1 pseudogene is annotated in these 442 nt (G+C 81.0%); it reads right to left on the bottom strand.

Going from position 1 to position 442, the window contains the following annotated elements:
- A pseudogene (locus CR470_RS41430) lies at nucleotides 1-435 on the bottom strand (protein kinase); the annotation flags it as partial.
- Nucleotides 436-442: the final 7 nt, after the last annotated feature.

Raw genomic sequence — 442 nt, 5'->3', positions numbered from 1 at the left:
GTCCTCGCCGGAGCCGCCCGCGGAGACGGGCCGCGCACCGGGCCCGTCGTCCCAGGTCCCGGCGAGGTGGACGCGGCGGCCCGCCGGGCGGGGGCCGTCCTCGTCGTCCTCGTCGTCCTCGTCGTCGTAGGGGTCCTCGGCGGGGATGCCCCAGGGGGCGGTGGACCGGGGGGCCACGAGGGAGCCCGGGGCCGGGGCGCCGGGGACGGGGCGCTGCGGCGGGAGGACGCCGGTGTCCACATCCTCGTCGGTTCCGCCTTCGGTGCCGCCGTTGGCGCCCGGGGCGGGCGGGCGCCCTTCCGGTGGAGACTTCGTGAGGTCGGCGGGGGCGTGGTCGGTCTGCTGCCGGTCCTCGGCGACCCGGGCGGCGGCCCGCGCGCCCGCCCGGTAGGCGGCGATGGCCCCGGCGCGCGCGGCCCGCAGCTGGGCGGCTGTCTCTTAT

The sequence above is a fragment of the Streptomyces sp. rh34 genome (genome assembly GCF_002551245.1).
GTDB lineage: Bacteria > Actinomycetota > Actinomycetes > Streptomycetales > Streptomycetaceae > Streptomyces.
Note: the sequence above shows the minus strand (reverse complement) of the source record. Positions and strands in the feature narration are given on the sequence as shown.